Here is a 24,383-nt window from a genome sequence, read left to right as displayed (position 1 = left end):
AAAGCGCTAACTTATTTATAAGTTGGCGCTTTTTTTATACGAGTGATATTAAAAAAAAACAAAAAATGAATGACAGGTACAAAAAACGTTAACTTTAATTTTGAAGATCATGCTATAAAAGGGCAAAAGCGTCATCGCTTGAACCATGATGCTGTCTGGACAATCAGCACAAATAATTGAATAAATTGACTTGAGGAATAACCATGCCTGCATTTTTAACTGATGATTGGTTTGAAACTGTTGAAAAATTAAGTGCGGACGCAGGTGATCTTAACTTACCACCAGCACTTGCAAATCTAGCCATTAATCTTGTTGTTGCAAATGCAGACAACACCACAGAAGTTTCTCTCGAGGGTGGAAAAATTCACAAGGGGCTTTCTCCAAATGCAAAAACTACACTCAATATGGATGCCGAAACTTTACGTAAGGTATTTTTAGAGTTTGATATGGCTGCTGCAATGCAAGCCTTCATGACAGGTAAAATTAAAGTGCAAGGCGACATGTCTCAATTGATGGCATTGCAGACTGCAAAACCGAGCCAGGAACAAAAAGATCTATTCAAACGTGTACTCGAGCATACCGCTTAATTCACGATAGATTGACGTAAAGAAAGCTTACGCATGTGCAGTAAGCTTTTTTTATATCTGTATTGCCTGATTGGTTTTAAACATCAACCCAGCGTGGAGAAGTCTTGATATGCTCAAGATAAGCTCGGATACGCGTTACATACTGCACAGCTTGCTTATAACGACCATTACGACTCTGGTAGCGGTTTAAGTGGTCGTAAAGATTGATCCATTGATTTGGATTTTTACCTTCAGACTGAATTCGCTTTTGAATCTGTGCAACAGCACCTGGTCCCATATTATAAGCAACCAAGGCGTACCAGTTCCGATCTGGATAGGGAATATCTTCGTACTGTTTAAGCATTAAATCATAATACTTGGCCCCACCTTGAATACTTTGAGTGGGGTCATTACGATTACTGACACCCATCGCCTGTGCAGTGTTGTTAGTCAGCATCATCAAGCCACGTACGCCTGTAGGTGAAACCGAATCTGGCTTGAGATAAGATTCCTGATAGCCAATTGCAGCAAGCAAATGCCAGTCAAGATTATATTGCTCGGCACTTCGTTTAAAACTTGCCTTGTATACCGGTAAACGTTTACCTAAATCACGCTGGATAATATCCCATGATTCTGGTTTAACCACATTTCGGTTGTAAAACGATGCCAACTGTTGTGTGGCTCCATTCTGCTTACTCTGACAGACAAAGCTACTTGCCGTTTGTGTTAATGGATCATCGGCATATTTAAACACCCAATTTAATGCAGTATTTAAACCATTTTGTTGGAGCGTCGTGTCCGCACCACAACTTGCCGAAAATGAAATTAATTGCTTATTTTCAACACTATGAAAATCGGCAGTTGTCATCGCAAAATTTGCTCGTCCTTCATTAATCCATTTTAATGCAGTTGCATTATCTTTAACCGTTTTAAACTTTAACTTAACGTTTAAAGTTTGCGCATAATTTCTGGCAAGATCATAGCCAAAACCATGAATAAACTCACCATCTTTAAAAACTGTCGTTGGAGATTCAACTGCAACGACAGTCAGGGTATTGCTGTTGACCACCGAGTTATACTGATGGGCTTTGCTCGCATTAATACTGTGAAACGGAAACACAACAGTACTCAATACAAGTGCTTTCAATGGGAGAGAAGTAAAAAAATTGTCTAGGCCAAGCCTCGACCCAGAAGTTGAACTACTGTGCATGTTGTCTCCGCTACAGATAATTTACGCCCAAAAAAATTCCGACTAAGAGCAGTCAAAATTCTTTTCAAGTTGGTAAATCCAAAGAGGATGGGCAGTCATGACGTCATTCATGATGACATGGAACTAAAAAAAACTATGTAGAAAAACTACAAAGTATAAAAAATAACCAAAATAAAAGAAGGGCGAATAATAATTCCCTAAAAACCGAATGTCAAATTTTTAGGTCAAAAAATACACCCTATACTGCTTAACTCAATGATTTAAAAAGAGAAGAAAATTTATACACTTTACATGTGTTAAAAAATAGAATAGCGTGATACAGCTTGTAACTGAATTGTTGTACTTGAGTGTGGATTTATCGTGAATTTTTGCTTAAATACACGTCTAAAAAAGATAAAAATAAAGCTAGATTGTGCAACTTTTGAACCTCATAAAAATGAGTTCAAGGTAGCCATGCTATAAAGTGATTGTGCTAATTAATATTAAATTTTACTGTTTGTTTTTTATTCTAAATATAACGTTACATAGTGTTCACAATATAATGGAAAAAGCCTATTCATTATTTCTAATAAGGCAAAGAATAGCAAAAATCTTGGGAGTAAAAATGAGCAATTTTGAATCTAAAAAGTCAATAAAACGCTGGTGATAAAAATATTAATGAATCAAAAACTAGTTTTATGATTGTAGATAATAAAAGCTTAGTACGAGTTTTATAGCTTTGAATATATTCCATTGAATTGATATACCAGATTTTTCGACCTGTTGGTGTTTGAACGTGTACTTCATCATTCACCGATTTGCTAAACAGGTTTTTGCCATAGGGGGGCAAGGAAATATAATCTTTACCCCATAAATCTCTTCATTACCTACAGTACGAAATTTAATTTTTTCGTCATCATCGTTTTATAGTTCAACCTATACGCCAAAATAAGCTTTTTCATCTTGCTCAGGACTAGACTTAACCTTATGTGCAACTTCGAATAATTTAGTTAAATATCTAATTTTACAGTCAATTTCGCGTAGTTTTTTATTATAGTGATCTTGTAACCCTATCATAAAACATACTATTGATTCAGTATTTCTGTTCAAAATCTATCAGTGAAGAGTTTTTAAATTTGAAAACAATACGTAATTCATATTAAATAGTACATTCATCATGTATAGCTATGCTGGCCTTACTTCAAAACCAGCATGCTATTTAAATTTTATATGATTAAAAACTATACTTCACCATAGTACTTAAACGACTATCTTTACCTTTCTCACCCGTATAAGTCTCTCTTTCACCATAAATATATTCAATACCAAATGTCAAAGGTGTTATTGGCGAATACATAAAATTTATCCATCCTTGTTGTAACGCTTTATTCTGGGCAGTGTCCGCCTTATTCTTTGCTATCTTTGCAAACTCATTACTATCATTGGAAAACATAGCTCCATAAGCAATTGTACTCTGGAGTTTAGGATTAATTTGATAACTAAGACCTATAGAAAATGCATCAAATTCATTCAAATTAATGTCATTTTGATTTTGCTCTGAGTTGTATGCTGAGTTAGTGTATAGAAGGAGGGTGGAATCTCCTTTAACATGTGAATAATCTACATTTATTTCTAAATCATTAGTGATTTTATAATTGGTACCTACGCCAATGCCCCAACTGAATTCAGTCGCATTATCGAGTTCACGTGATCTAACTTCTTGAGCCGTACCTCTAATCGAAGCAGAACCCTTATCATCTAAAAAATGATATTTTAATTTTGTAATAAAGGACGGTAGTCGGTTGTCAGTTTGACCTTGCTCTAATCCAAGAAATAATTTAGTTTGAGCATTTAAGTTATCTGAATAACGAAGCATCGGTGTACGTTTAGTGCCTATACCGAGTGGTGATCCAAAATCAAGCATGGCTGGATTGTTATCGGTATCCAAGAAGGTAGACGTTGTTTGACCTATCAAAAGATTTTTATAATTTAAATAGGCATGACGAATTCTGACCGTATCGTTATTTGATCCTCCTCGAAAGTCAAACTCTAACTTACCAGAAATGGGTTGATCCTCTTGTTCACTCTTAAAATCTAACCCCAGTCTGCTCGTTGTGACGGTACTATAAAAGCGATCTTCATTATTATGAGTTCCATCTAGTTCAACTTTGTTTATTCGGTTGAACATACCATTTCCACCTTTAAATTGATAAGATGCATCACCACGAATAAATCCATAAAGTTTTACACGAGCGCCTGATTTATTAACAAATACTGGTACAGAATTTAATTTCTGTGGTTGTGTAGAACGGGTAGGTAATTCATCTGTTTGGGAAAAAATTCTTTCTATATTTTTCTCTGAATCAATATCCTTCTGTTGCACGATTTTTTTTAACTCTAAAATTTCCGCTCTGAGCGCTTTAACTTCATCATCGATATGTCCTGCATGTACCATTACAGGAGAAAACACCAATACACTTAAAAATACTTTTGTTAAATCATTCATAGATTGTTTGAGTGTGATTTTCATCATTCACTTTTCCTTGATTTTTTAGTCATCCTGACCAATTTTTAGACGAATCAGTACAATCCTATTAATCAATAGAAAAATACTTTTTATATTAAAAAAGCCGCCTCTAGCTGAGAATGAGGATTAAAGGCGGTAAGGTAAGAGATTGAAAATAATCTGAAATTACGTTGATTCTTTTTTCATACAGAAATTTAATACTAAAGTCATGAATACTGCGAAGAACAAAATACTGCACATAATCATGAAACCACTATTGAATGAGTTGGTGGCAGTCTTTAAATAGCCCATTAAGAATGGTCCAACAAACCCACCGAAAGCTCCAATTGAGTTAATTAAAGCAATGCCGCCTGCTGCGGCTTGTCCTGATAAAAACTTTCCAGGTAGTGTATAAAATATGGTTTTTGCAGAAATAGTACCTACAAGTGCAATGGTAATACCAATCAAGGCAGGGACTAAACCTGACAAATTAATAGCGACCAATAATGCTATACCAGCCATTAAAAGTGCGATAACAAGGTTTTTAATTGGTTTACCTGTTTTATCAACATGTTTTGCCCAAAAAAGTAATCCAATTGTAGAAAAGAAGTATGGAATAGCCGCAATCCAACCAATCAAGCTCAATTCAACACCCTGAGCCTTAAGCATTTGAGGCAACCAAATGCCAATCCCATAAGTACCTAAAGTAAAGCTAAAAGTAATTGATCCTAAAATCCAAACTCTTACATCTTTTAATACTTCTTTAAAGTTATGCTTACTTGCACCAGTTTTCATTTCATTTGACAATGATGTCATCAATGCATGACGTTCTTCATCTGTTAGCCATTTTGCTTCTTTAGGACTATTTACTAACACTTTATAAGTAATTACCCCAAGAATACATGCTGGTAAACCTTCAATCAAAAACATCCATTGCCAACCCTCAAGCCCTAAATGACCATGAAAACCTAAAAGCCAAATAGATAATGGACCACCTACCAAAAATGATATTGGTGTAGCAATCGTAAACAATGCAAGAATGTGCGTTCTATACTGTAGTGGGAACCAAATTGTCAAAAAGAAAATTACACCAGGGAAAAAGCCTGCTTCAGCAACACCTAACAGGAAACGCACAATATAAAAAGAATGAGGGCCAACAACAAAAGCCGTAGCCGCCGCTGCGATTCCCCATGTAATCATAATTCGGGCCATCCAAACTCTAGCCCCAAATTTATACATTGCCAAATTACTAGGAATCTCGCATAAGCAATAACCAATAAACATGATTCCAGCCCCTAGACCAAACTGAGCGGCAGTTAATCCAAGGGAGTCAGTCATTTGTAGTGCAGCATAACCCACACTAGTACGATCGAGATAATTGAAAAAATATGCTAAAGCCAACAATGGAATAAAGCGCAAAGTCGCTTTCTTAATAGCACGATCACAAGCCTCTTGATGAGACAAATTACAATTATCTGGGAGTTTATTTAAAGTATTCATATATGCAGTCCTTGCATAATACACAAATTAAATAGCCAATCATTAGCTACATTTAATAATCTCAGTTTCAGTTAAAAGCTGTACTTCAGCAGCGCCATAGCCTAATGATGTAAGCACTTCTACAGTATTCTCACCAACTTGAGGCACATTCTCACGTACACCAAATCGATGACCATTCATTGTAAAAGGTAATAAGGGCACTTTGACTTGCTTACCATTTTCTAGTTTGAGCTCACCCATACCACCTGACTGATTTAGGTGATTATCATGGAATAAGTCTTCTGGACGTTGAATTGGTGAGAACGGTAACCCAGCTTGTTCGCATAGTTCCATCACTTTTGACTTTTCAAGCGCACTTAATGCATCTCGAATAATTGGCAAAATTACATCTCTTGCTTTAACTCTTTGATTATTTAGAGCATAATCTGGGTTATTTTTAAGACTATTCAAATCGAAGGCTTCACAGAAAGCTAACCATTGAGAATCGGTAACAACTCCAATAAATACTTGCTCATTGCCTTGCGTATTAAATACATCATATACAGCCCAAGCTGAAACACGATTTGGCATTGGTGCAACAGGTTTTTCAGTTACAGCTCGCTGCATCATATGCTGCGCTACTAAAAATGCAGAGTTTTCAAATAATCCTGTTTCGACAAATTGTCCTTCGCCTGTCAATTGTCTTTGATATAGGGCTGCAAGAATTGAATAAGCACAGAACATTCCACCCATAACATCATTAACAGAAGCACCAGCCCTTAAAGGTCGACCCACAGGACCCGTCATATAAGCTAGACCTGTCATCATTTGAACAACTTCATCAAGTGCAGTTCGATGTTCATAAGGGCCAGGTAAGAAGCCTTTCATAGAACCATAAATAATGTCAGGCTTAATGGCTTTGACACCTTCATAATCTAAGCCTAGTTTTTTCATTGCACCTGGACGAAAATTCTCAATCACAATATCGGCAGTAGCAATCAGCTCTTTGACAAGATTCATTCCTTTTTCAGTTTTAATATCAACTGAAAGGCTCTTTTTATTTCGATTATAGGTCATCCAATAACCAGCACCCGATCCCATTAATCGACGTGTATTATCGCCCTGAGGTATTGGTTCAATTTTAATAACCTCGGCTCCAAGGTCAGCCAACATTAATCCACATGCTGGTCCCATAACCATATGAACAAATTCAAGTACACGAATACCTGATAGCGGAAGATTATTTGGTTTTTCAATACTCATTTCACATATCCTTTGCATATTTAAAAGCTTTACCTACACCCGCATCAGGGATGAATCCATATAGCGGTTCATTTGGTAATGCTTTTTTTAACCACTCTCTAGCGGCAACTAACTTTTCAATATCAATACCTGTACGGAGGCCCATACTTTCGAGTAAAAAAACAAGGTCCTCAGTCACAATGTTTCCTGATGCACCAGGAGCGTAGGGACATCCTCCTATTCCGCCCTGAGAGGCATCAAAAGTTGTCACTCCTACCTCATAGGCTGCAAGCACATTCGCTAAGCCTTGTCCGCGTGTATTATGAAAATGTGCACTACCTGCAATATTTCCTAATTCAATTTTCAGTTGTTTAAATAGACTCTTGACCTGTAACGGTGTGGCATATCCAACAGTGTCTGCTAAACCCACCTCATCAATACCTAAGGCAGCCATTTTATTGGCCATGAATAAGCTTTCTTTTTCAGTCACAATCCCTTGGATCGTGCATCCAAATACTGTCGATAATCCAGCTTCAATCAAAACATTCGGATATTGCTCATTCCGCAATGCAACGATTGATGCAACCTCTGAGTACATCTGTTCGTGAGTTTTTCTTACATTGGATAAAGAATGAGGTTCACTTACTGAAACAGGAATTGTGATTTTTTGAACACCTGATTTAAATGCTGACTCTGCACCACGTAAGTTCGGTACTAACGCAGTAACAAATACATTTTCTAAAGTTAATGCATGCTGAACCAAGTCAGCACAATCGGCCATCTGCGGTAATAATTTTGGTGGTACGAATGATCCCACCTCAATTTCTCGCACTCCTGCTTCAGATAAAGCTGAAATCCACATTTTCTTCATATCAGTTGGCATAGTCTGCTTAATACTTTGCAAACCATCGCGAGGGCCTACCTCACTCACCAGAATATCGATGTCCTTTTGATTGCTCATACCTTTACCTACCCAGCAAAAACAGTGGAAACCTAGAAACAGATTTCGTCTAGTTCTATCTAGTAGAACACTATTCTATTTTAAATGCAAATAAATAATATCTACAAATATGCTTAGACTTTGATCTAATAATTTGATGGAGAAAAAACTTGACTTTGATCAATCAATCATCAAACATAAATAAACAGAACATTGTTCTATACAATAGAACGTTAAGTTCAAGGAAGTATTGTTATGAGCCTATTTAATCCTCCAATGGAAATCTCAACGAGAGTTTTCACACAAATTCCTGAAAAATATTGGAAAGATGGAAATTCAGATTGGGTGAGAGCAAATAAACCTGGTCAAAAGGTTACTTCTTTTCTAGAAGGTCCATCTTTTGATCTTGAAGGAAATTTATACATAACTGACATTCCCTATGGTCGTATTTTTAAAATCACACCATCAGGAGAATGGCTGCTTATCGCAGAGTATGATGGCTGGCCAAATGGGCTAAAAATTCATTCCGATGGCATGATTTATATAGCTGATTATAAAAATGGAATAATGAAACTTGATCCTAAATCTGGAATGATTTCTCCATTTCTAACCCATCGTAAAAGTGAAGGCTTTAAAGGCGTTAATGACCTGTTTTTTGCGAAAAATGGAAAACTTTACTTTACAGATCAAGGTCAAACTGGAATGCATGATCCTACAGGACGTGTCTTTTGCTATGACTTCGAGTCAGACCAATTGGATTGCCTTATTAATAATGCACCGAGTCCAAATGGTCTGGTTATGGATATGGAGGAAAAAGCATTATTTGTTGCCATGACAAGAGGTAATGCCATTTGGCGCTTACCACTATTAAAAGATGGTTCAACATCAAAAGTCGGCATATTTACATCTTTAGCTGGTGGTATCAGCGGTGCTGATGGTCTTGCTTTAGATAACCAAAGTAATCTCTATGTTTGTGATGCTGGTCATGCGTGCGTTTGGGTGTTTAACAAATACGCTGAACCTCTCTACCGTATAAAAGCATGCACATCTGGTAGAACAATTACCAATTTGGCTTTTGGCGGAAAGAAAAATAATCAACTATTTATTATTGATTCATCAACTGGATCAATTCTAACAACAGAATTAGAGCATCCTGGTAAACCAATGTTCTTACATTCTTAAGTCTTTCAATGTTTTGATAAATCAAGGACTGATTTATGTTAGTTTTTCTTAGCTATAGCATGATTGCTATATTTATGTATGCAGTAATGTCTAAACGACTTTCTGCACTTACAGCTCTCGTTCTAATTCCTGTTATTTTTGCAATCTTTACTGGTCATAGTGCTGAACTCAGCGACATGATGGTAGATGGTGTTAAAAAGCTTGCACCCACAGGAATCATGATCACATTTGCAATTTTGTATTTCTGTATGATGACAGATGCAGGTCTATTCAATCCTTTGATTAAATTAATCATAAAGATTGTGAAAGGTGATCCCCTCAAAATTGTTGTAGGTACTGGAATTTTAGGGATTTGTGTCGGGCTGGATGGTGATGGAGCAACAACATATATTATCGTTGCTACAGCACTATTACCTTTATACACGAAGATTGGGATCCGACCACAGGTCATGGCTACTGTTCTCCTACTTTCAATCGGAGTCATGAATATCCTGCCTTGGGCTGGACCTTTTTCTCGCGCTGCAAGTGCATTAAAAATAGATCCAACAGAACTCTTTTTACAAATGATTCCAGTGATGGCTGCTGGTTTATTGTGGGTGTTGTTCGTTGCATTTTATCTTGGACTAAAAGAACGTAAACGTTTAGGTATACATCAAATTGAACATAATGAAGAGCTAATCCACGAAGAGCCAAATATTCCAACATGGAAATCTTGGTTTAATTTGGCTTTAACCGCTTTGCTCATTTTTGTGATGATCAAAAGTTATATTTCTTTGGCTCCATTGTTCATCATAGCTTTCTGTATTGGCTTAGTCGTGAATTTCCCTCAACTTTCAGAACAAAAGAAATTAATTGGTAAATATGCTGATAGCGTCCTTGCAGTGTCGACTTTAATTTTCGCTGCGGGTATTTTTGTCGGGATCATGTCTGGAACTGGTATGATTGATGCAATCGCACAACATTTAATATCTATTATTCCTGAATCGTCAGGTAATTTTTTAGCTTCGATTACAGCGTTTATTAGTATGCCTTTTACTTACATTTTAACGAATGATGCATTTTATTTTGGCATATTACCTATTTTGGCTGAAACTGCTTCACATTACGGTGTGGGGGCCAATGAAATGGCTATTGCAAGTTTAATTGGGCAACCCATTCATCTTCTTAGCCCAATGGTAGCTTCAACATACTTACTCTGTTCATTAACGAATGTTGACTATGCTGAAAATCAGAAAAACAGCATTCTTTGGTGTACAGGTACATGTATGATCATGTATGTAGCCGCTATTTTAATCGGTCTAATTTAATAAGCACACTAATGGGATGATATATAAATGTATATCGTTCCTTTATTACTATAAAACTGAAACAAGAATCTATTTGTCTATTTAAATTAAAGTTGATCCTAGACAGTATCGTGGACAACAAATCCCTCTAAATTCTTGAAATATTTCTGTTCAAAGGCTTCTGGGCTTAACCAGCCGTTTGTAGAATGTCGTCTGATTCGATTGTAATAAATCTCAATATAGTCAAACAAGACAGCATTCGCTTCTTTTCGAGTGGCAAACACACTGCCATGGACCATATGACCTTTCAATGTATGAAAGAAGCTTTCGGTCACTGCATTATCCCAACAGTTTCCCCTGCGTGACATACTTTGAACGCAGTTATTCGTCAATAATAGCGCCCTAAAATCACGACTACAGTACTGTGAGCCTTGGTCCGAATGTACCATGACACCCATTGGATACCCCTGACGAGCCATTGCATAATGAAACGCATCACACACCAATTGACGGTCTATTCGATGGCTGGTTTGCCAACCGACAATACGACGGCTGAATAGATCCAGCATCACACATAAATACAGCCAACCTTGCTTAGTACGGATATAGGTAATATCCGTTGTCCAGATCTTATTGGGTTCATTGACCGTAAATTGACGATCCAACAAGTTAGGCGCTGTAGGCAAACGATGGTTTGAATCAGTCGTATGCTTGTATTTACGTGCAATTTTGCTCCGTAAACCAAGTTTTTTAAGCATTCTTCCAACGGTTCGTTCGCTCATGCTGTAACCTAAATCATGCATGTCATGTACCAATGAAGGTGCACCCAATCGTGCATGATGCTGCCAATACACGGCTTTTAAATCATTATATTTCTGCGCTAGATTGGTCTGGCGTTTTCGCCAGGCATAATAGCCTGAAGTGCTGACACCCAGGCATTTACAGGCAGAAGATACAGTGACTTCATTCACATCCAGATCTTGAATTACCGTGTACTTTTCTTGGCATGATCTGTCAGAAAGTACACATGCGCTTTTTTTAAGATGTCATTGGCTTCCCTGAGCTGTTTGACTTCTTTCTCTAATTCCAAGATCCGCTGTTGTTCTGGTGAAAGTTGACGTTTGCTTGAACCCACTGGATTGGCTTCACGAATCCATTTGTCTAAAGTTGAATAACCCACACCTAATTTCTGGGCGATTGTAGCTATAGGCTCGTGTGAGTTTGAAAGTGCATAATCAATTGCTTGCTGTTTAAATTCAGGACTAAAACGTTTGGCCATTTCTTGGATCTCCAAAGTTAACGTTACGTTATCTTTAGAGGGAAGTACTGTCCATTATTTTGGCTAGGATCAAGTTATACTGCTGCTTGTTGATTTTATCGGAAGTTTTTAGGTTTCTTTTCTATGACAAATTTATCAAATGAAGACTTAGGCTCAGATAGCAAGCAGAACTCAGGTGTTGCTGCCGTAGATAGAGCTTTACTCATCTTATCTTCATTCGATATTGAGAATCCAAGCCTATCTCTAGCTGAAATTTCAAGACGTACAAAACTTTATAAAAGTACTATCCTCAGACTTCTTAATTCATTAGAACGACATGGTTATATCCGTAAAAATACTGATGGGCTCTATTCTTTAAGTATTATGCCTCTTAAGCTTGCTAGAATTTATCAAAACTCCTTCAATTTAAAAGATATTATTTATCCTATCCTTGAAAAGATTTCGGAGGAAACAGGAGAAACTTCATCTTTCTACATATTAGACAATGAGAGCCGTGTTGTCTTATTCCGTATAGAGCCAGTTCGATCTGTCAAGGTTTCTATCTCTGAAGGTGATGTTTTCCCTGTGAACGTGGGCGCTTCAGGGAAAATACTATCTGCATTTTCAAAACAGCAAATAGAAGCTAGATTGGAACCAATAAAAGAGAATTATTGGGCAAGTTCTTTTGGAGAACGTGATCCTGAAACGTCATCTCTTTCCGTACCTGTTCTAGATGGGAGCCAATATTTACAAGGTGCCTTAACCATTTCAGGGCCTTCTGAACGACTCACTAGCGAAACTATTAACGGATATATTCCGCATTTAATGAAGTACGGCATTACAATTTCAAAGCAATTAGGTGCTAATACGATGCTCTATGAAGCAGCATACGCAAATCAACTATAGTCTGTAAAATAAAATTTCGAAGATTTTATAAAAGGCTTGTCAAAGTAAGGGACTATATTTAACTTTTTAAGCCATTCTAAAATGCAGAAGGTCTGCGTCGCCACACCGCCAGAAGGAGAGCATTGAGTACGATCTCCTTAGCACATCGTTAGGTCCACAATCTTCACCTAATTTTTTTAAGATCTAGCGTAATGCGACGATAACCGTAGATGCCATAACTCGCATCATAAGAAGAACGGATAAACTGCAATAACCGCTTATCTTCAATAGTTGTGAATTCTGAAGAGTTATTAAATTAAAATATGGTTCATCTCTAAAAATTCAGCAGTCACTCGATGCAGTTTATGAGGTATGTATGGAGCAACAGCCACGTGGAATTCAGGATTTTTCTGTGAGTACGATTGCTAATTTAGGATTTAATCGAGATGTTCCTAAAGCGCAAAGCATCAGAAAGACAGGTGAAAAATATAGAGCGTTAATTCAATGCTTTGCAGATACTTCATTACATAAGTCTAACTTGCTTAAACCATCACAAATAGATAATGCGTGGATGGAGGAAATGCAAAATCCCAAACATTATTTGCTTATACGAATTATGGCATCTGAGTTAAAAGAAGCTCAACAAATGATCCATGAAATCATTCCCCAAAAACAAAGGATTGATATTTATGATCATAAGAATATGATACCTGATGGGTCTTTTAAGTTTTCTGATCAAGTAGTACGAGCATTAAAGTATTTATTGTCTACAGACTTTCAAAAAATGGAATCTAAAACCAACTCATTTTGGCGAGCTCGTAGATGAGTCTAGTAAGCCTGTTTTTAAAGTTTCAACATTGGATGCCTTACGCAAAGTTTTGGAGTATTTGTCTTGAATCGTAAATTATTAACGGCTGAAGGTTATCAACGCTTACAAGATGAGTTAAATGATTTAGTTCGAAAAGAACGACCTGAAATTACAAAAATTGTGTCTTGGGCTGCTAGTCTCGGCGATCGGTCTGAGAACGCTGATTACATCTACAATAAAAGAAAGCTGCGTGAAATTGACCGTAGAATTAGATATTTAACCAAACTTTTTGAAGTTGCACATAAAGTTGAGTATAGCCCTGAACAAGATGGGAAAGCTTATTTTGGAGCATGGGTCGAATTGGAAAATGATGAGGGTGAAATCATTAAATTTCGTATTGTAGGCGATGAAGAAATTTATGGTCGAAAAGACTATATTTCTCTCCAGTCACCCATAGCGAAGGCTTGTCTAGGCAAGTCTGTAGATGATGAAATTCAAGTGCAGACACCTACGGGTAAGAAAATCTGGTATATCTGCCAAATTAACTATAACCAATAAAGGGTGATAGTTAACCGCGAATCGCGGATAAGCAATTGACTTGAAAAAGAGAAAGATTAGATCCATCAATTGAGTGACCAAACCAAACTTACAGCCCTAGTTCTTATGTTCGATAGTACCCATTTATTCTGTATCATTGATGATTTCTTTCTAAAATTCGAATCAATTTATTGGAAATTTCTAAAACAGAACTTTCAACGCCTAAGACATTGACCTGCTCAGCTTAGTATTTATGAAATTATATTTATTGCCGCTTGATACAAGTGCTTTTATTTCAATAACTTCAAAGCCTTCTTTACCTCATTAAAACTGGACAAAAACCATTTGTTTAAACAGCTTCCTTGTTATCAACGCATGATTCATCTGATCAATATGCATCAACTGGCTTTACATGTCTTGCATTTTGCTTTGATGAAAGATCAACAGAGTTCTTATTTGTGGATTAATTCAACGATATGAGTTGTCTGTAAAAATCGACGAATACAACGGCATAAATCGTTAATAGCCATTGCAACACGAGGAAAAAGCTCCATGAGTTGGTTCTTTGGCTATTTTAAGCGGTTTGCTGTGGATGTGAAGATCATGAGCGCTAGTATAAACATAGGTATAAAGGAAAAAATAGACAATCAGTAAGCTGAATCTTTTTAATATTGAATATTTTGATTTTATTTTGAACACTTAATACTTTTTTTGATAAAAATATTTGCCAATCTAGCATTTTATTTATATGATAGCCGCCATTGGAAGCGTGGCAGAGCGGTTTAATGCACCGGTCTTGAAAACCGACGAGGGTGTGAGTCCTCCGTGAGTTCGAATCTCACCGCTTCCGCCAAATATTTAAATAAGCCCTTGTTTTTACAAGGGCTTATTTTTTACCTATGGTTTTAACCCTCAACTTACCCCACATTAAATTTTTGAGAACAGTCAGTTATCTGGTCAATCCTGAAAAGCAAGATCAGTACTTAAGAGTAAAGTGTAGTAAAAGAATGCGCAGCTTTGGATAATATAAAAAATCTCAGATCTACATTATTGAAGTGAGAACGCCTCTGTTCTTACATTCAATTTAAGAGGTCAAGTTATGCAAATCAATTATCCATATTGTCATTCTGAACACGTACATCGCATCATTCACAATTCATCTTCATCTCATCAGGACACGATGAATAGTTTAGGGTCCTCAGCTACATTTGCCAGTATTGGTGCATCCTTAACCAAGCATTTACCGACTCACTTACCATTGTCACCTTGGATGGGCGGTATAGCAAGTGCATTGATTGGTAGATTATTTAATTCAGTGTTTAATGATCCTTCACCACGTCCGAGTATCACGATGAGTTATTTCTACTGTGAGAGCTGTCATCAGAACTTTCAGTAATACAAAAAAAGTGATCAATCATGATCACTTTTTTTTGTTTGATTCTGATTATCTTATAATTCTGATCAACGTTCAGAGATTGCCTTTAACAACAACCAAGCAATCAAAGGAGAAATCAGGCAGGACAAAATAAACCAAATTAAAAAACTACGACCTCGTCGCTTGGCTGAGCTGGCGACAACAAGTGCAAAAATAATCTACAATAGAATAATCGGCATTTGAATGCTCCAGAATTACTTTGAGGCAGGTCCATAGCTGTTGGTTGTTTGATCTCCCTCTTTGATCATAAAGAAGAACGTCACAATCAGTACACCGACTATCGTTACTAGATTGAGCAGTACCAGCCATCCACTTCGGTTGATATCATGTAGACGATGCGCACTGACTGCAATTGCTGGTAGGGCCACCAGTAACGTTGCAATGAGAAAAAGATTGTCACCCCAATGAAAGGCATCGCCTAAAACAAGCATGACGAAACTTAAAATCGCATACCAAAGTTGAAAGAACCAATATTCTTTGCGGCGAGCACGTCCAGTGAAATTAATATAATTTCTTAGACATTTCATCACCCAGTCCATCATCGAATATTTGGACTCATTCGCTAAGAGATTCTGATGTTGATCATCAGTCGAAGAGGAATACTGTGAATGGGTGTGAGACAGAGAGGCAGAAGATAAAGGATCAGAAGACGTAGAAAGATTATCCGCGTGAGTTTCTTTAGACACCGTATCTGATATCACTGCTGTCGGAGAGGGTTGAATAGCTGGTTCCAGATCAGAAGCATCAATAAAAATATCGATGACCTGATCCTGTGCATCAATTTCAAAATCAACATGCATGCCCCGCATCGGTGCTTGTTGTTCTTTCCATGCAGATCCTGAAAAAGAATAGCGCTGTTGATTTTCGGCGCGAATAATCCCCGTACTGGTTTGAATGGAATAATCTAATATTTTACCTTTCATCTCTATTGTTATCCTGATGTTCTAGGAATGGCTCATATTTTTCTATCGTGCTTAGTTGTTATGAAAACGACAGAAAATTTAAAGCATTCCGAATGCTAAAAATTAAACGTAAACATTCCTTGATCCGTATTCACTGTAATTTCGCGAATATCGAGTTCCTCACATGCAACAACGGCAGATATTTTCTGGCCGTAATGCAATTCAGCATGAGGGATACGTGAATGAATCAGGGGGCAGTGTCCACGATTGACCTGAAGTGAATAAATTTTGATGGTTTCTAATGCTTGAATGCTGATTTGTGTTTTATGTGTGGATGACGAGAAGAAGTTATTGGGCTGTAGTTCTTCAAAGTCGACAAATACAGGTGGCTGAGAATCACAGCCACACAACCATACGCACATCATCACCATACTGATGAATCGTTTCATGTTGAGACCCTCTTGATGAACAGAGGTCATGAACTAATCAGGCAATAACGTCAGTAAGGCTGGATAAGATAATTCAGAGAATGGAATGGACAACCGATAAATATCAGCCATGTGTATGACTCCTTAGGTATTAAGAAGTTCTACCAGATCACTGCTAAATGATGGTGGCAGAACGAAAGGGGGTTAGCAGACTGAACCTAAGAATCAGCACACCCGAAGGTGTCCCCCTCCCGTTCTACCGCAGAGGGAGCACGAGGATACACACCAAAAAATTGAGATTTTTTAGTGCTCTTAGGAAACGGTCTGCTAAAACCGACTGGCAATGTAGGCCAGCAGCGAAATGATAATCTGTAGGGCAGGGAGAGTCAATTTAAGCGAGAAATCTTTGTCCAATAAGTTTTTTATATGGTTTATTATGTAGATGGAATTACAAGTTCTAAATATAAAAATCTAATATTAAGGGGAAATTTATAATGCGCCTAGAAGATTTTATAGCTGAGCTTCAACAATCAGTAATCAATGAAAATAGCAAAATTTACAAGGAGTTTTTTAATAATACAACTGTTGAACAAGCCACGGATCCATACTGGAAAAATGCACTAAAGTGGTTTAATGCCTTGCCAGATAATCAACATGATGTATTTTTTGCGATCATTCAACAGATCATGGTAGACACAATATCTAATGTGCTGGGAATTCTGGATGATATGAGTGAATGTGCAGATACAGATAGTGAGTTACTTTTAAGTGGTGATTTACAAAATTTGTTCTTATGCGAACAAGAACAACTGCAAAATTTAGTTAACCCACCAATGTCTAATTTGTAAAGAAAAATCAATTTAAGTGGCTAAGTTTTCAAATGGATATGCTAAGTCAATTTACACAATGGGTGAACAAGCAATCAGCTATTGCTAAGCAGCAAGGTTTTATGATTGAGATAAACATACATGAAAGTTATTTCACTCAAATTTTTCTGGATAATGATGAATTTATAGCTGAAATTACGTTTTGGAAAAATTACAACCTATTTCATGTTGAAATATTAAGTACATGCTCAGAAGAGCATTTATATATCAATTCAGGGGAATACGATCCTAATATTAAATTTTCTGATTTCTTTTCAGATTTTCTGGAAAGATTACAGTTAAAGAATGAATATGACTTTAATTGAGGCCCTAGTAAGTAGAGATCAATTTTCACACGAAGATATTTTCTTTGTAGAAGAACCATGGACACTCCATTCTAAAATACAAGTCGTTATAATGGATGTGGATGGTCGAACAAAAATTGAGGTGGATGGTAGGACGTATTTATATTTTTTAGAGATTTTTCTAATTAATGAGCTTTTTGAGGATCTTGAGGATCAAAATATCAATTTTGAAGAAAAATGTCAGAGAGTTATTAGTTATGCTATTAATGATGCTTAAAGCTATGTGTTAAATTTTTTCTGATTTTCGACTATGGGAGTTAAGTTTTAAAATAGATAAAAAAGGTGATTAATTATTTGTGTAATTAATCACTATAAGTTGTATAAAATATTAAAAAACAGATCTTAAAATTATTAAATATAAAAGAAATTTATATACCTGTAATTATCTATAAATTTAAATAGTAAGGAGAAAAATTAGATGGAAATATTAGATCAATTTAATTTGTGGGTTCGTAATATATCTTGTATCGCTACAAAATATGGATTTTTTGTTGAAGTAGAAATTCAAGAGAGCTACTTTACTAAAATAATCTTAGATTCTGATTTATGTATTTCTGAAATAACTTTATGGGGAAATAATAACTTATTTGTAGCAGAAATATTAGATATGCGATCTAGTACTACGATATATATCGATTCGGGAAAGTATGATTCAAGTATTAATTTCTCCACTTTTTTCAATAAATTTTTACAAATTTTAGAACTTGATGTTGATTAGGTAACTAAAATTTTCATAGCTAAAGTTAAAATTAGATATTATGGTACTACTGCTAATGGTGTAGGTCGATACATGCCACATAATTTAGAAAACTTATATTCAAAAGAAATAACGTTATATCGAGGTACTACATATCATTCGTTAGAACAAGAAAAAATGCTACTAATTCAGTATGGTCAGATAGATGGAGTTCTTCCTCCTGGTAGCAAATTCTATAAATAGGGTATCTCAATGTTAATTGGTTCTAGCTCTAATACGGGTGATGCAGTTTTTTTTCAAAAACTATTTGCAATCAATTCTGAGTTTGAGGAAAGAAATCGAAAAAAGTTAGAGAGAATAGATTATGGCGGAAATGTGACTAGTGTTATAATTTTTCCCATAAGTATATATGATGAATATGAGGAAAATTTAAGGACTTATAATAGATATAAGTTTTTAGATAGATTTAAGAATTTTGATAATAAAATTGAGTATTGTCTTAATGTAAATATTCTTATTAGTCCTTTGGATGTTAAAAGGCTTTCAGTTGAGGAGTTAAAACAATTGTATTGCGACTTAATTGTTAAAACTATAGAAAATTTTGATTTTAAAATGCCAAAAAATTTTGATTTTCTTTCATTTAAAAGAGATTTTTTTAATATAGTAGATGATTTTAGAAAAATTAAAGTTGAAAATACTCTTTAAGAATAAAGTGGGGAGTAAGCCTTCCCTAACAAGGTAGTAAGTCAAATTTAATTTGTGGTTATAGTTATTGAATTCAAATAATTCAAGAAAGTACTATTTCAGTGGACTGGGTGTTAGGTCAATTTAAAAAAATCTCAGATATATAACATTTAAGTGAATCCACTGCAGATTCAACCTCACGATCCAATCTACATAAATCCTTATTCTGCCGTTTGAAGAACAACGGGTACTGTATCGATCAGATACCCATGCACCATTATCCGCGGTCAGTCAGCGCTTTCACGAAGTTCAGCCGCTTCAGATTCTGGAATTCTATCGGGATTTAACCGAACAATCGGGCTTTGAACTGGAAACCGCAGGTGTTCTTAAAGGCGGTAAAAAATTCTGGGCACTGGCTAAAACAGGGCAGAGTACTGCCTTAAAAGGTAAAGACCTAAGCCATGGTTATATCTTATTGGCAACGGCCTGTGATGGTACCTTGGCGACCACAGCACAATTTACCTCCATTCGGGTGGTATGTAACAACACCTTAGCCATTGCACTGCAATCCAAATATGCTAGCGAAGCTTCAGGCATGACTGGCGTCGTCAAAGTGCCACACAGTACCCGTTTCGATGCAGAAAAAGTTAAACAACAATTGGGTATTTCCGTACGGGGCTGGGAGGAACACATGTATCAAATGAAACTACTCAGTCAGCGTAAAGTGACTCAAGCTGAAGCGGCAGCCTATTTTGATGCCGTATTTAATAATACGAATCTGAGCATTGCCGAACAGGATGAAAGTATCATTCAGTTCTATCGTGATGTTGGCAAAGCACAGCCTAAACACTCCTCCCGAACAGATTCTAAGACCGAGCCGAATGCACGTGCCATGTCTAAAGTCATGCAGATGTTTAATGGACAGGGGCGTGGAGCTGAGCTTAGTTCAGCAAAAAACACTGCTTATGGCTTACTTTGCAGTATTACTGAGTTCGCCGATCACGAACGACGATCCATGAGTCAGGATCATCGACTGGACTCCGCCTGGTTCGGCATGGGTGCTGCCATCAAACAACGTGGTCTGCATCAAGCCTTAACAATGATTGCCTAAATTATTTAGCCTAAGCCACTGCTGCATCAGATCGATGCGGTTTTTTATGCCCTATAAAACTTCATCCACATCTATTCACATCATTTTAAAATGAAACAGGAAGACTTCTATGAATCCACATCCAGAGCATTTATCCACATCAAACAGCCACTTTATTTCTTCACATCATCACTCAAGTGATATAGCTTCACCCATCTCGTCCAGACAGGTTGGAACACGTACCAGACGTCATATACCCCAGACAAAAAACAGAACGAGTAAATTACCTGTAGCTCGACGTCTGGCAAATACCCGAAAGCTGAGCTATCAACAATGGCTAGAGATTCGCAAATAAGGCATTGGTAGTAGTGATGCTGCTACGGCTTGTGGACTAAATCCCTACATGTCGATGCTGGAACTATGGATGATCAAGACAGGCCGGATGCAACAAAGTATTGAAGATAAAAGTACAAGTTATGCACCTTTATATTGGGGTAAACAGCTTGAACCTTTAATTGCTGAATACTACAGCCTGCACACCAATAGCAAAGTTAGACGAGTCAATGCAGTCCTGCAACATCCAGATCCAGACAACCACTTTATGCTGGCTAATCTGGATTACGCTGTGGTCGGCAGTGATGAGGTACAGATTCTGGAATGCAAAAGCGTGGGAGAACATGGTGCCAGACGCTGGCGTGATGGTATTCCACTGTATGTGCTCTGTCAGGTACAGCAGGATTTTATCAGGAGGCTCTGGATCATGTGGCACGTCAAGGTTATGCCAATGGCAGATTTGAGGTGGATGGTGAAGAGGGTTTGGATATTGTTGAGGAGTTTTATTCGGATGAATCAATAATAGAGCAATATCAATAAACCCATGATTTCACTCATGTTCAGGATATTCAGAAAGGATTGCAGCAGTTGGTGCAGGCTTTGAATTGAATAATAAAGGGAATTTATTAGTTCCCTTTATCTTGTATATTATTAAATTCCTAATGACTTATTTGGAAGCTTGATTGGTTCTCTGCCATTTTTCAGATTGTTGAGACACAATATTGATTAGATTACCTAAGGCCACATCAATATCGACCATATGTAATCCTCAATCATTCAAAACTTTACTATCTTTGATAATATCACCAATCAGTAAGTCGTTTGCACGTCGACTATTAGGAGTATTATTTACATGTATAGCTAAATATTTAAATTTTCCTGTCGACACACATTGAGCTGAAAGCAAACTTGGTACACTCAAAAAAGGAGTTTTAATATTATCCAACACTTATTTTTTCTTATTTGGTGAGAGAACTTTTTTCAAAAAAACTAATTGGTCATTTAATAGCTTCTCTTGCCAAGAACCACCATATACATCAAAGTGGTCAATTGGATATTCAAGTAGCTCAGTTTGTCCATTCGCTAAACTTGCAGTTTTACGTGCCGCATCTGGTGGAGCAACCTGATCTTTCGAACCTACTTGTACGAGTAGGGGACAAGTTATTTTGCTAGCAAAAGTAATAGGGCGATTCCGAGCAATTTCTAAAGATGTTCTTGCACATACTTCATTGCGCCATGTAGGTCCCGCCATAGCTTTATACCCTGCTTCTGCACCAGGCGTACTGATTATGGCTGTCGAGCCTGGTTGACCCACGATAGGTATTAGGTAGGGTTCGCGTCGTGTAATTACTCTGCCTAAATCTCTTAATCCATGTCCAACAGCTGCCACTAACTGTCCGATACCTGCATAACGGCGAATTTGTGAGAGCGCAGCAAGACCATCTGTTGCTGGTGTCATGGAAATGACAGCAGCAATTTTTTTGTCTTGAGCTGCAACAACAACGACATGCCCACCAGAGTATGATGTACCCCAAATCGCAACACGAGTTTCATCAACATCAGGCAAGGAGCGTGCAGCAGAGATAGCAGCATGGTAATCTTCTCTTTGACGAAGATAAGAAACATCTTGTCTGGGAAAACCGCCTGAATCTCCAAATCCTCGATAATCAAAAACAAAAGTATCAATACCTGCTTCACTGAATGGTTTTGCGAATTCTATTAAACCTGTGTCTCGTGTGCCCCCAAAACCATGGGCCATAACAATGCATGGTCTGCCACTTGAATTAGCTAATTTGTTGGAAGTTGCAGGAATATGCCAAGCAGCACAGGTAATACCTTGGCTGATAAATTTAATGTTTTCCATAACGTTCTTACTCGATTCATCTTTAGTCTCCTCTATAATTAGATAAAGAAATTATAATAGAAGACTAAATTTTTGACTTATATTAGGCTTGGGCTTTCAACGGTTTGGCACAAGTGCCTTTGACTACAGTTAACTTATTTTTCTGAGCAATATTCGTAAATTGCAGCTCTTTATCAAACACAGGACCATTACGAAGTCTTTCAAAATCATGTTCATAAGCATGCTGTAGTGTCCAGGGGCCTTCTGTTCCAGCCATTGGAAATTGTGCTAAACCTCTTTGCACATAACCTGGACTTAAATCAATAAATGGCACTCGCTTCATTGCTGGATTATGCACTACAGGTTTAAATATGCTGTATCCATTTGCATCCATATAGTCTAATAGTCGGCAGAAGTGTTCCCAGGCTAAATCAACTTTTAATGTCCATGCAATATTGGTATAGCCAAATGCAAATGCTAAGTTTGGTACATCAGACAGCATCATTGATTTGAAAATTGTTGTATCTGGATATTGGACTTCTTTTCCGTCAACAGATAATTGAATTCGACTAAAAGCCAGCATGTTAAGTCCAGTTGCAGTCACGATAATGTCTGCATCAAGGTTTTTACCAGATTCAAGCAAAATACCGTCTTGGGTGAATTGCTTGATACGGTCCGTCACAACAGATGCTTTTCCTTCTGAAATAGATTTGAATAAATCCCCATCAGGCACTAAACATAAACGCTCGTCCCAAGGGTTATATCTTGGAGTGAAATGAGTATCGACATCATAGCCTTTAGGTAGTCGACGACGGACATCTGCAAGTAATAGCTTTTTCATAACTTGAGGATAGTTACGACAAGCTTTATATAGTGCGCGATTAAGGGCAATATTCTTTTTGCGGATAATTGGATAAGCTTTTTCATAACCCAAAAGTTTATTCAACATACATGCAATCGGGTCTACAGCTGGAAATGACACCATATATGTAGGAGAACGTTGAAGCATTGTAACGTGCTGCGCTTTTCCAGCCATTGAAGGCAACAGTGTTACAGCAGTTGCCCCACTTCCAATGACAACGACTTTTTTATTGCTATAATCTAAATTTTCAGGCCAGTGCTGAGGGTGAATGATTTGACCCTTGAATTTTTCAGTACCTTCGAATTTAGGTGAAAAACCTTCTTGATAGTCGTAATAGCCAGTATTTAAAAGTAAAAAACGAGCTTTAAAGGAAACAATCGATTTGTCCTCAAGCTTTACTGCCGTAATGGTCCAAAGTTGTTCTTCTGATGAAAACTCAGCTTGATTTACATGATATCCAAAGCAGATATGCTTAGAGATATCATTTTCTTGGATTGTTTCTTGCAAATAGTCACAAATGACACTCGCTTGAGCAATCGCTTTTTTATGCGTCCAAGGCTTAAAACCAAAACCAAAAGAGGGCATATCTGAATCTGATCGAATACCTGGATATTTGAATTGGCTCCATGTCCCACCAATTGCATTTCGTCCTTCTAGGATAGCAAAAGTATCATTCGGACGGTTTTTCTTTAGGTGATAAGCTGCGCTGATGCCTGAAATCCCTGCACCAATGATTAGCACATCGAAGCTAGCAATTTGATCTGATGTACTCATATCATTCTCCTCTCTTTGAAATCTTAGTAAATTGAGCAACAGCCGGATTTGCTAAGACAATGATGATTCTTTTGTTATTCATAATTCCGTAATCCATGGAACTGATGAAGATCTGAACTTACTTAAAAGTACTTTCTCTTAAGTTTTTTTAGGTTCTCAATGAGCCTTTGGCACATCAATATTATTAATTCAATAATTACAATGTGTCAATGACGCTGTGTAATTA

The 24,383-nt window shown here is 37.0% G+C and carries 21 protein-coding genes, 1 tRNA gene and 7 pseudogenes; 17 read left to right on the top strand and 12 right to left on the bottom strand.

Annotated elements, in window-relative coordinates:
• Positions 1–203 precede the first annotated feature (203 nt).
• On the top strand, positions 204–587 hold the full coding sequence (locus tag F952_RS14515; RefSeq protein WP_004929280.1) for an SCP2 sterol-binding domain-containing protein: 384 nt from the start codon (positions 204–206) through the stop codon (positions 585–587).
• 76 nt (positions 588–663) lie between these two features.
• Here F952_RS14515 and F952_RS14510 read toward each other — a convergent pair whose 3' ends face one another.
• The 6 genes and pseudogenes from F952_RS14510 to F952_RS14485 form a co-directional block, all read right to left on the bottom strand.
• The gene (locus F952_RS14510; RefSeq protein WP_004929278.1) at positions 664–1,776 is read right to left on the bottom strand and encodes an MltF family protein; all 1,113 of its coding nucleotides are present in this window, start codon (positions 1,774–1,776) and stop codon (positions 664–666) included.
• 721 nt (positions 1,777–2,497) lie between these two features.
• Positions 2,498–2,811 (bottom strand): annotated as a pseudogene (locus F952_RS17110) (GreA/GreB family elongation factor); the annotation flags it as partial.
• A gap of 178 nt (positions 2,812–2,989) precedes the next feature.
• Complete coding sequence (locus F952_RS14500) at positions 2,990–4,285, bottom strand: DcaP family trimeric outer membrane transporter (protein ID WP_370458613.1); 1,296 nt, start codon at positions 4,283–4,285, stop codon at positions 2,990–2,992.
• Between the two features lie 162 nt (positions 4,286–4,447).
• A complete protein-coding gene (locus F952_RS14495) occupies positions 4,448–5,761 on the bottom strand; it encodes an MFS transporter (protein ID WP_004929273.1) in 1,314 nt (437 codons plus the stop codon).
• A gap of 42 nt (positions 5,762–5,803) precedes the next feature.
• Positions 5,804–7,003, bottom strand: coding sequence for a CaiB/BaiF CoA transferase family protein (locus F952_RS14490; RefSeq protein WP_004929270.1), 1,200 nt, complete (start codon positions 7,001–7,003; stop codon positions 5,804–5,806).
• Position 7,004: 1 nt separating this feature from the next.
• Complete coding sequence (locus F952_RS14485) at positions 7,005–7,943, bottom strand: hydroxymethylglutaryl-CoA lyase (protein ID WP_004929268.1); 939 nt, start codon at positions 7,941–7,943, stop codon at positions 7,005–7,007.
• A 234-nt stretch (positions 7,944–8,177) separates the two neighbouring features.
• Here F952_RS14485 and F952_RS14480 point away from each other — a divergent pair, with 234 nt between their 5' ends.
• Together F952_RS14480 and F952_RS14475 are read left to right on the top strand one after the other, a co-directional pair.
• Positions 8,178–9,104 carry an SMP-30/gluconolactonase/LRE family protein gene (locus F952_RS14480; RefSeq protein WP_004929266.1) on the top strand — a complete coding sequence of 309 codons (927 nt, stop codon included), beginning with the start codon at positions 8,178–8,180 and terminating at the stop codon, positions 9,102–9,104.
• A gap of 35 nt (positions 9,105–9,139) precedes the next feature.
• A complete protein-coding gene (locus F952_RS14475; RefSeq protein WP_004929265.1) occupies positions 9,140–10,411 on the top strand; it encodes a CitMHS family transporter in 1,272 nt (423 codons plus the stop codon).
• A gap of 98 nt (positions 10,412–10,509) precedes the next feature.
• Here F952_RS14475 and F952_RS14470 read toward each other — a convergent pair.
• Positions 10,510–11,669 (bottom strand): IS3-like element IS1236 family transposase gene (locus F952_RS14470; protein ID WP_099046170.1). Its coding sequence is split into 2 segments (ribosomal slippage): positions 10,510–11,435 and positions 11,435–11,669, totalling 1,161 coding nucleotides; the frame shifts between segments, so codons are not numbered across the junction.
• 123 nt (positions 11,670–11,792) lie between these two features.
• On the opposite strand from F952_RS14470, the gene F952_RS14460 reads away from it, so the two are divergent.
• Positions 11,793–12,554: an IclR family transcriptional regulator gene (locus F952_RS14460; protein WP_004929259.1), complete on the top strand. Its 762-nt coding sequence runs from the start codon at positions 11,793–11,795 to the stop codon at positions 12,552–12,554.
• 135 nt (positions 12,555–12,689) lie between these two features.
• Here the strand turns inward: F952_RS14460 and F952_RS17265 are convergent.
• Positions 12,690–12,825: pseudogene (locus F952_RS17265) on the bottom strand (IS3 family transposase); the annotation flags it as partial.
• A gap of 18 nt (positions 12,826–12,843) precedes the next feature.
• Between F952_RS17265 and gmtX the strand changes: the two are divergent.
• From gmtX to F952_RS14435, 5 genes and pseudogenes are all read left to right on the top strand, one after another.
• Positions 12,844–13,429 (top strand): annotated as a pseudogene (gmtX, locus tag F952_RS14455) (gamma-mobile-trio protein GmtX).
• Positions 13,426–13,899, top strand: coding sequence for a transcription elongation factor GreB (gene greB, locus F952_RS14450; RefSeq protein WP_004929254.1), 474 nt, complete (start codon positions 13,426–13,428; stop codon positions 13,897–13,899). The pseudogene gmtX and the gene greB overlap by 4 nt, the downstream one beginning before the upstream one ends.
• Positions 13,900–14,004: 105 nt before the next feature.
• A pseudogene (locus F952_RS14445) lies at positions 14,005–14,448 on the top strand (transposase); the annotation flags it as partial.
• A gap of 193 nt (positions 14,449–14,641) precedes the next feature.
• A tRNA-Ser gene (locus F952_RS14440) sits at positions 14,642–14,731 on the top strand.
• Between the two features lie 246 nt (positions 14,732–14,977).
• A complete protein-coding gene (locus F952_RS14435; RefSeq protein ID WP_004929253.1) occupies positions 14,978–15,274 on the top strand; it encodes a hypothetical protein in 297 nt (98 codons plus the stop codon).
• A 233-nt stretch (positions 15,275–15,507) separates the two neighbouring features.
• Here F952_RS14435 and F952_RS14430 read toward each other — a convergent pair whose 3' ends face one another.
• Both F952_RS14430 and F952_RS14425 read right to left on the bottom strand, forming a co-directional pair.
• A complete protein-coding gene (locus tag F952_RS14430; protein WP_004929249.1) occupies positions 15,508–16,236 on the bottom strand; it encodes a DUF805 domain-containing protein in 729 nt (242 codons plus the stop codon).
• Positions 16,237–16,331: 95 nt separating this feature from the next.
• Entirely contained in the window at positions 16,332–16,664 is a 333-nt protein-coding gene (locus F952_RS14425) for a hypothetical protein (protein WP_004929247.1), read from the bottom strand.
• Positions 16,665–17,137: 473 nt separating this feature from the next.
• Here F952_RS14425 and F952_RS14420 point away from each other — a divergent pair, with 473 nt between their 5' ends.
• From F952_RS14420 to F952_RS17100, 8 genes and pseudogenes are all read left to right on the top strand, one after another.
• Positions 17,138–17,491, top strand: coding sequence for a hypothetical protein (locus F952_RS14420; protein ID WP_004929245.1), 354 nt, complete (start codon positions 17,138–17,140; stop codon positions 17,489–17,491).
• A 32-nt stretch (positions 17,492–17,523) separates the two neighbouring features.
• Positions 17,524–17,835 (top strand): immunity protein TriTu family protein, encoded by a 312-nt coding sequence (locus tag F952_RS14415; protein ID WP_004929244.1) that lies wholly within the window; start codon positions 17,524–17,526, stop codon positions 17,833–17,835.
• Positions 17,822–18,091 carry a hypothetical protein gene (locus F952_RS14410; RefSeq protein ID WP_004929242.1) on the top strand — a complete coding sequence of 90 codons (270 nt, stop codon included), beginning with the start codon at positions 17,822–17,824 and terminating at the stop codon, positions 18,089–18,091. Before F952_RS14415 ends, F952_RS14410 begins: the two co-directional genes overlap by 14 nt.
• A 201-nt stretch (positions 18,092–18,292) precedes the next feature.
• Positions 18,293–18,592: an immunity protein TriTu family protein gene (locus F952_RS14405; RefSeq protein ID WP_004929240.1), complete on the top strand. Its 300-nt coding sequence runs from the start codon at positions 18,293–18,295 to the stop codon at positions 18,590–18,592.
• Positions 18,593–18,823: 231 nt separating this feature from the next.
• Positions 18,824–19,276, top strand: coding sequence for a hypothetical protein (locus tag F952_RS14400; protein WP_004929236.1), 453 nt, complete (start codon positions 18,824–18,826; stop codon positions 19,274–19,276).
• 199 nt (positions 19,277–19,475) lie between these two features.
• Positions 19,476–20,366, top strand: a pseudogene (locus F952_RS14395) (DUF932 domain-containing protein); the annotation flags it as partial.
• Positions 20,367–20,475: 109 nt separating this feature from the next.
• Positions 20,476–21,078: pseudogene (locus tag F952_RS17105) on the top strand (YqaJ viral recombinase family nuclease); the annotation flags it as partial.
• Positions 21,069–21,287, top strand: a pseudogene (locus tag F952_RS17100) (hypothetical protein); the annotation flags it as partial. The pseudogenes F952_RS17105 and F952_RS17100, both read left to right, overlap by 10 nt.
• A gap of 340 nt (positions 21,288–21,627) precedes the next feature.
• Here the strand turns inward: F952_RS17100 and F952_RS14380 are convergent.
• Positions 21,628–22,491: an alpha/beta hydrolase gene (locus F952_RS14380; RefSeq protein WP_227499442.1), complete on the bottom strand. Its 864-nt coding sequence runs from the start codon at positions 22,489–22,491 to the stop codon at positions 21,628–21,630.
• Between the two features lie 133 nt (positions 22,492–22,624).
• Positions 22,625–24,157, bottom strand: a complete 1,533-nt coding sequence (locus F952_RS14375; RefSeq protein ID WP_004929221.1) for a flavin-containing monooxygenase — start codon at positions 24,155–24,157, stop codon at positions 22,625–22,627.
• Positions 24,158–24,383: the final 226 nt, after the last annotated feature.

Source organism: Acinetobacter baylyi DSM 14961 = CIP 107474, from assembly GCF_000368685.1.
Taxonomy (GTDB): domain Bacteria; phylum Pseudomonadota; class Gammaproteobacteria; order Pseudomonadales; family Moraxellaceae; genus Acinetobacter; species Acinetobacter baylyi.
This window is presented reverse-complemented; position numbering and strand designations above follow the sequence as displayed.